This window comes from Paenisporosarcina sp. P4_E4_2, assembly GCF_056401595.1.
The window spans coordinates 1-6,389 of sequence record NZ_JBFUJC010000174.1; the positions used below are offsets into that span (position 1 = coordinate 1).

Genomic DNA, 6,389 nt, shown 5'->3' on the forward strand with positions numbered 1-6,389 from the left:
CTGAAGACTCCTGCGGAAAAACGAAATAAGTTAGACCCCACAGGTTCAGCTGTCATAGACAGCTGAGCCGAGGAGGCTAGCGTTTCGTCCGCGGAAAGCGAAAGAAATAGCTGACCACAATCAATTTCGATAGAGTGCAAAAAATAAGAACTCAATTTTTATACTTTTATATTAATTATTATTCTTTTGTCAACAAGCTGAAAGCGCCTTTTCAGGCACTTCTTTATTATTTTGGTTTACTATACATTTTGACGAATGGTATCGAGTGTTGTTTTGTCAGCAGAACGGACTAATTTCACAATTAATTCTTTTGCCGCTGCATAATCGTCCGTGTGAATAATTGAACCCGATGTATGAATGTATCGTGAACAAATCCCCACAACTGCACTCGGTACGCCTTCATTTGACATGTGTACGCGTCCAGCATCAGTTCCACCTTGAGAAATGAAATATTGATATGGAATATTGTGTGTTTCAGCAGTATCCAATACAAATTCACGCATTCCACGATGTGTAATCATGGAGCGGTCAAAAATACGGAGCAACGTTCCTTTACCAAGTTGACCGAATTCTGATTTAGAACCAGACATATCATTTGCAGGACTCGCATCCAAAGCGAAGAACAAATCAGGTTTGATTAAGCTTGCAGCTGTTTGTGCTCCTCTTAAACCCACTTCTTCCATTACATTGGCACCTGAATAAAGTGTGTTTGGTAATTTTTCATCTTTCAATTCTTTTAACAATTCAATCGCAAGGCCACAACCATATCGGTTATCCCATGCTTTCGCTAATATTTTTTTATTATTTGCCATTGGCGTAAATGCACAGACCGGGACAATTTGCTGACCAGGTCGGATACCAATTTTTTTGGCATCTTCCAAATCATCCGCACCAATATCAATGAGCATATTTTTAATATCCATTGGCTTGTTGCGTACAGCATCACTTAATAAATGTGGGGGAATCGAACCGATGACTCCTACAACTGGTCCATTATCTGTAATAATTTCGACACGCTGCGCAAGTAAAACCTGGCTCCACCATCCACCTAATGGCTGGAATCGTAACATTCCGTTTTTTGTGATTTGCGTCACCATAAATCCGACTTCATCCATATGTCCCGCAACCATGATACGAGGACCTTGGTCATCCCCTTTTTTCAATCCAAAGATGCCACCTAAATGGTCTTGGACAATTTCATCAGAGTATTTTTCAAGTTCGCTTCTCATAAACTTTCTCATGGCATGTTCATTGCCTGGAGCTGCTGGAAGTTCAGTTAATGTTTTAAATAATTGAAGTGTTTCTGAGTTCAATGTCATATCCCCCTAAGTACTTACAGTCTTTCATATTGTAGTCGATTTATCAGAACATTTCCATCTTTTTTCTTTCGACAATCGAATTATTCGCATGAGTGATTTACACACTGTTTGGCGGACTCAATTATGATACACTGAAAAAAATGGTTTTATTAGGAGGTTATTTAATGAGAACGAGAGATTTACTTCTTGGATTTTCCACGGGTATCGCGGCAGGATTTTTAATTCGCGAAGCTGCCCATCGAATTGACCCAACGAAACCGGCCGAACTTGTTTTGCATGGCATCAAACAATCATTTAAAGCTGAAGGACCCATTGATGGTTCATGGATTTATATGAAGACAGAACCTTTCMAACGTCAAGCGATCTCGACTGATGTTTACAGAGGTGGCATTTCACGCGTGCATGAAGGGGAAATCGAGCAATTCGAATTTTTCGCAGATGCACGTACAGGTACTGTCGTTGAATTAATCAAAATATAAGACAAAAGCGATCCCATTTTGCGGGATCGCTTTTTTTATAATAAAAATTGCAAGGAGTTTAATATGGAGAGTCTTTTTATCAATCTTCTTTCTCTACTTCTTCATACAAATCGTGGTCGCCAATATAAATAGGGCCGTTTGCATAATCGATTCTGATTGGCCATTCATACGGAATGGATAAGCGGCTGCAAACACCTCTCCAAAATTTACTCGAATCGGTTTCAAATTCATGAAAATCTTTTAATAGTTCTTTATAAGACGAACCGTCAAATTGTATATTCATATCCTGTAGCCTCATGAGAGCCAGATGTCTAACTTCAAGCCCTGCTGCCTTTTCCATTTCTTCGTCAGTTGCTTCTCCGAGAATGGTTCCTGGCGGTGGTAAGATAGCGTAGATATTATCCACTTCTTCTTCCATTTCTTGTGTTTGAATTATTTTATTGCGGATTCGATTAAGCATAATATCAACTCCTATTAGTTTTACTGCTATTATACAAATACTCTTTTAAACTACACAATCATACAATATAGCTAGATGAAGAAGGGAAAAGTACCATTCCTCTTGTTCAAGTTATTATGTCCACCACTTTAAATCAATAAAACTTCTATGTAAATTAAGCATATACCATCAAAATGAATAGATACTTGGTTAACCACCATGGCATGATACTTAAAAAAAATGCTATCAATAATCCAATAATTGTTGCTATCAATGAATCGGAAGTTGCAGTGGAAGATGTATTCTCTCCAAATCTCTAATGTTTTTCTTTATTGTGAAATAAACTGCCTATAACAGTAGTTATTCCTATTAAAGTTATTATTATTTTAAAATCATGAAAATCTCCTCGATTAAAATCACATTCTACTGCAAATTATTTTCTAAAACATATCCATTTTTCCAAGTACCAATTAATAAGTATTGATTATCATCACTAAATTCCGCAAAACAAGCATACTGTATAGTTTCAGTCATTAAGACTTCTAAGTCTTCGTAACGTAAAATTAGAATCATTTCATCATAAGTAACTACAATATATTTACCAGTAGAAGACTGATGAAAATAAGTGACATACATACCGGGTCTTCTTCCCTTTATTTCAGTGTATAAAGTCTTTTCCCTCAATACTTTTTTAAAGGTTGAATCCACAACAATAAGTTTATAATTCTCTTGCATTACTATATATACATCATGGATTGGATCATAGATAACGTACTTCCAATATAATCTATTGGGATGACTTAATAGAGAAATCTCATGAGTTGACTCTTTAATTTTTAATAATTTATATTCACGTATGTCCTCAGCTTTATTATCATATTCGAGGGTAAATAGATGATAATCTTCAGATGGAATATACTGATGGTATGTAAATCTAGTAATAGAGTCTTCGTAGGTAGTAATTACTTTGGAATCAGCATTATCCAAGTTAATTGAAGCAAGTTGGTTCCCGTTTTTAGTCTTAACCATATCTATAATTTTGAAGGGGTCTTTAGTTATTGCAAATCTCCCCTCTGTCATTTTCAATGATTTATTTGATTGGATGTTTTTGACTAACTGAAACGTAGTCGTATCATAAACACAAAGAGTACCGAGAGCGTTTTTGATGTATAAATAATCATTATTTCTTGAAAACACTAAATCACCAGGATGTTTTGGTTTGGTTAGTTCAGCAACCTTTTCCCATGATTTAGTATCAAATACTATCGTCTTACCTCCCATCGTATGACATAATAATCCTTGATCATTGGACATTTTTATTTCGAATGATGTTTTAAGTTTTTTGATGATATTCATTTGAAACATGGTCATTCCCCTTTAACACTGCAAGTCTTAAACTGTTTTAGACAATTATTCCACACTATCCTTGAACTACTCAATAAGTCAAAATCCCCTCCGATATCATTCTAGCGAAAGAATTCCTTGCATTGACAAGGGGGAGATGTGACGATCCCACATCTCCCCCCTTGTTCATTTAATAGGCAATGGTACAGCCTCTGAAGTTATCCGAAAACCCAAGAATAAAAGCATTTATAAAAGTTCAGAAATTAAAAGGTATTAATTATTTGTCCGTTCTAATTTCTCGATGATTTCTTTTCCTGTTTTATCCCACTTGATCAATCTGTAGTAAGCATCATGATAGAAGATAAATGAATGACCGTTTGCTAACGCTTCTTTCATTATTTTTTCTTTGGCAAAAACGGAAGTCATTGGGTAGTCGTCAAAAGCCAGTACCCACAGTGGATTTTGATGAGCATGTGTTGGCATGATATCCGCCATGTGGATGATCGTTTCGCCATTTTGTTCGAGCTTGATGATGCTATGCCCTTCACTGTGTCCCCCTGTATGAACCATTCGGACTCCTGGAAGTACTTCAAGCTCTCCTTCGAATGTTTCAACCTGGCCTTGGATTGCTTCCCAATTTTCTTTCCAATATGTATTCCTTGAACGGATGTTTGGGTTACGCACTTCGTTCCATTCAATAGCAGATAAGTGAATTTTCGCATTCGGGAAAGTAGAAACAAGTTGATCATTTTCTCTTCTTGTCAGACCAGAAGCATGATCGGCATGCATATGTGTCATGAGAACGTAATGAATATCATCAGTTAAGAGCCCTAACATAGCCAATGAATCCTCGAGTTGTGACTGTGCTTTTACCCCATTATTGCGTAATTGTCGCTCGTCCATTTTATTGAACCCAACACCGGTATCAATCAATAAGTTTTTCCCATCTACTTGAATCAGAATTGGGTCTGTACTCATGGCAATTTGGTTTGATTCGTTGGCAGGGTATTTTTTTGACCATACCATTTTTGGTACCACCCCAAACATGGAACCCCCATCTAAGTTTGTCAAGCCTCCGTTTAACCATGATAAAGTCATTTTGTGAAATATATATTGATCCATATGGAACCCTCCTTTGTACTGTTTTCAGTGTATCAAAAAACGCCACGACAATCTCTTGATTGCGTGGCGAGTATGTTATAACTTTAATCAGCCTTCTTCGTGATAAATTGAGTTTCTAGGCGATAGATGGGTTGTCCTTTTGCAGAAAACTTTTCTTCGTATTCCGTCATGATATTGTCTTCTGGCATGTTTGCATGTAAATCCAGTGAAACATATTTCAACAACATGCCATATGCTGACATGCTCATTAACGAGAATTCAAAAAGTCCACGATTATCGGTTTTAAAATGAACTTCACCATTATCAATCAGAATTGACTCGTATAACTTCAAGAAGTCTTCGTGAGATAATCTTCTTTTCTCGTGTCTAACTTTTGGCCAAGGATCCGAGAAGTTTAAATAAACGCGACTAACATCATTTTTTTCAAAGAATTCCGCCAAGTGTGCCCCATTCACTTTTAACAGTTTCAAGTTTGGCAATGTTCCCGCTTCCAGCGCATTTTCTAAAGCAGATACAATCACACTGTCATATAATTCGATGCCCATATAATTAATATGTGGATTGGCTTTCGCCATACCTGTCACAAATTGACCTTTTCCAGTGCCTACTTCAATATGCAATGGATTGTCATTTTGAAAGACTTCTTTCCATTTGCCTTTATGGTCTTCCGGAGTTGGTATCACGATATGTGGGTGTGCAGCGATAAAATCTTCTGCCCACGGTTTATTGCGTAATCTCATAATCTATTCCTACTTTCATACGTGCTTTTCGACTATACATTATCATCCAAGTTCCCGCTATCGTCAAGTTCATGTCAATTTCGTTATTTTCCACTGCTTAGGAAGAACTGTAAATTTGTCCGCTACTTGTGGCACCGTCTTGCTCGCAAACTCCCCATCTGTGTGTCGATACATATAATCATTAGTTGTTAAAGCAAACGATTTAGCTGACATTTGATGTACTTCTTTAAACGATGTATGCTTCCCAAAATATACAGAGACAAAAACGAGCAACAGTTTAATACGTGACAAATGATGAACAATCGTTAATTCAATTTGACCATCAGCTGGATTGGATTGGGGAGAGATTTTCATGCCTCCGCCATAGTAGGGCTGGTTACTTACAGTCACAAACCATACTTTTTTGAATGATCGACTGTAACTAGGAGTTTCTACGGTTAAATCGAAGTGTTGAAATGTCACCAATGTCTTAATGAGAAAGAATGTATAAGCAAGTTTGCCAAGACTGAATTTATTCAATATTTTTTTCACTGGTGATTTGTTTACTTGGTATGCAATGTAAGCGTCAAAACCAATGCCTGCATTGTTAACAAAATAGTAACTTCTATTCTGATGATGCATTACACCGATGTCCATTTCAGTTGCCAAACCTTGTGACTGCACATATTGATTGACTTCGTGCGCGTTTTGAAAGGACAGAAATCCGCGTCCAAAATCATTGCCTGATCCGGCGCCGATGACTCCTGCGATACAATTCGAACAATCGAGAATCCCTTCAATTACTTCATGGGCAGTACCGTCTCCTCCAAATGCAATAATCAGTTGGGGCTCACCCGTTTCAGCACATTTTCTCGCTAATGTAGTGGCGTGTTTTGGACTGGTTGTCATTTGGAGATCGTATGTGAAATTTAATTTATTCTTAAATTGCTCCCAGCGTTTCAACGAC

At 37.2% G+C, this 6,389-nt stretch carries 7 protein-coding genes; 1 reads left to right on the forward strand and 6 read right to left on the reverse strand.

Features of this window, described 5'->3' with window-relative positions; translation table 11 throughout:
• Nucleotides 1-239: 239 nt before the first annotated feature.
• On the reverse strand, nt 240-1,313 hold the full coding sequence (locus AC1DSB_RS12335) for a M42 family metallopeptidase (protein ID WP_342543228.1): 1,074 nt from the start codon (nt 1,311-1,313) through the stop codon (nt 240-242).
• A gap of 170 nt (nt 1,314-1,483) precedes the next feature.
• Between AC1DSB_RS12335 and AC1DSB_RS12340 the strand changes: the two genes are divergently transcribed.
• A complete protein-coding gene (locus tag AC1DSB_RS12340; RefSeq protein WP_477586809.1) occupies nt 1,484-1,798 on the forward strand; it encodes a hypothetical protein in 315 nt (104 codons plus the stop codon).
• A 79-nt stretch (nt 1,799-1,877) separates the two neighbouring features.
• On the opposite strand, the gene AC1DSB_RS12345 is transcribed toward AC1DSB_RS12340, so the two are convergent.
• The 5 genes from AC1DSB_RS12345 to AC1DSB_RS12365 form a co-directional block, all read right to left on the reverse strand.
• The gene (locus AC1DSB_RS12345; RefSeq protein ID WP_477531200.1) at nt 1,878-2,258 is read right to left on the reverse strand and encodes a hypothetical protein; all 381 of its coding nucleotides are present in this window, start codon (nt 2,256-2,258) and stop codon (nt 1,878-1,880) included.
• A 402-nt stretch (nt 2,259-2,660) separates the two neighbouring features.
• Entirely contained in the window at nt 2,661-3,602 is a 942-nt protein-coding gene (locus tag AC1DSB_RS12350) for a YncE family protein (protein WP_477531201.1), read from the reverse strand.
• 252 nt (nt 3,603-3,854) lie between these two features.
• Nucleotides 3,855-4,703 carry a YtnP family quorum-quenching lactonase gene (locus tag AC1DSB_RS12355; RefSeq protein ID WP_477531202.1) on the reverse strand — a complete coding sequence of 283 codons (849 nt, stop codon included), beginning with the start codon at nt 4,701-4,703 and terminating at the stop codon, nt 3,855-3,857.
• Nucleotides 4,704-4,786: 83 nt separating this feature from the next.
• Nucleotides 4,787-5,443: a tRNA (guanosine(46)-N7)-methyltransferase TrmB gene (gene trmB, locus AC1DSB_RS12360; RefSeq protein WP_477531203.1), complete on the reverse strand. Its 657-nt coding sequence runs from the start codon at nt 5,441-5,443 to the stop codon at nt 4,787-4,789.
• Between the two features lie 69 nt (nt 5,444-5,512).
• The coding region (locus tag AC1DSB_RS12365; RefSeq protein WP_477586810.1) for a diacylglycerol/lipid kinase family protein at nt 5,513-6,389 on the reverse strand (877 nt) is incomplete at its 5' end.

Excerpts from the sequence above, each read along its gene's own strand:
- trmB (WP_477531203.1), bottom strand. The coding sequence starts at position 5,443 with ATGAGATTACGCAATAAACCGTGGGCAGAAGATTTTATCGCTGCACAC.
- AC1DSB_RS12345 (WP_477531200.1), bottom strand. The coding sequence starts at position 2,258 with ATGCTTAATCGAATCCGCAATAAAATAATTCAAACACAAGAAATGGAA.
- AC1DSB_RS12350 (WP_477531201.1), bottom strand. The coding sequence starts at position 3,602 with ATGTTTCAAATGAATATCATCAAAAAACTTAAAACATCATTCGAAATA.
- AC1DSB_RS12355 (WP_477531202.1), bottom strand. The coding sequence starts at position 4,703 with ATGGATCAATATATATTTCACAAAATGACTTTATCATGGTTAAACGGA.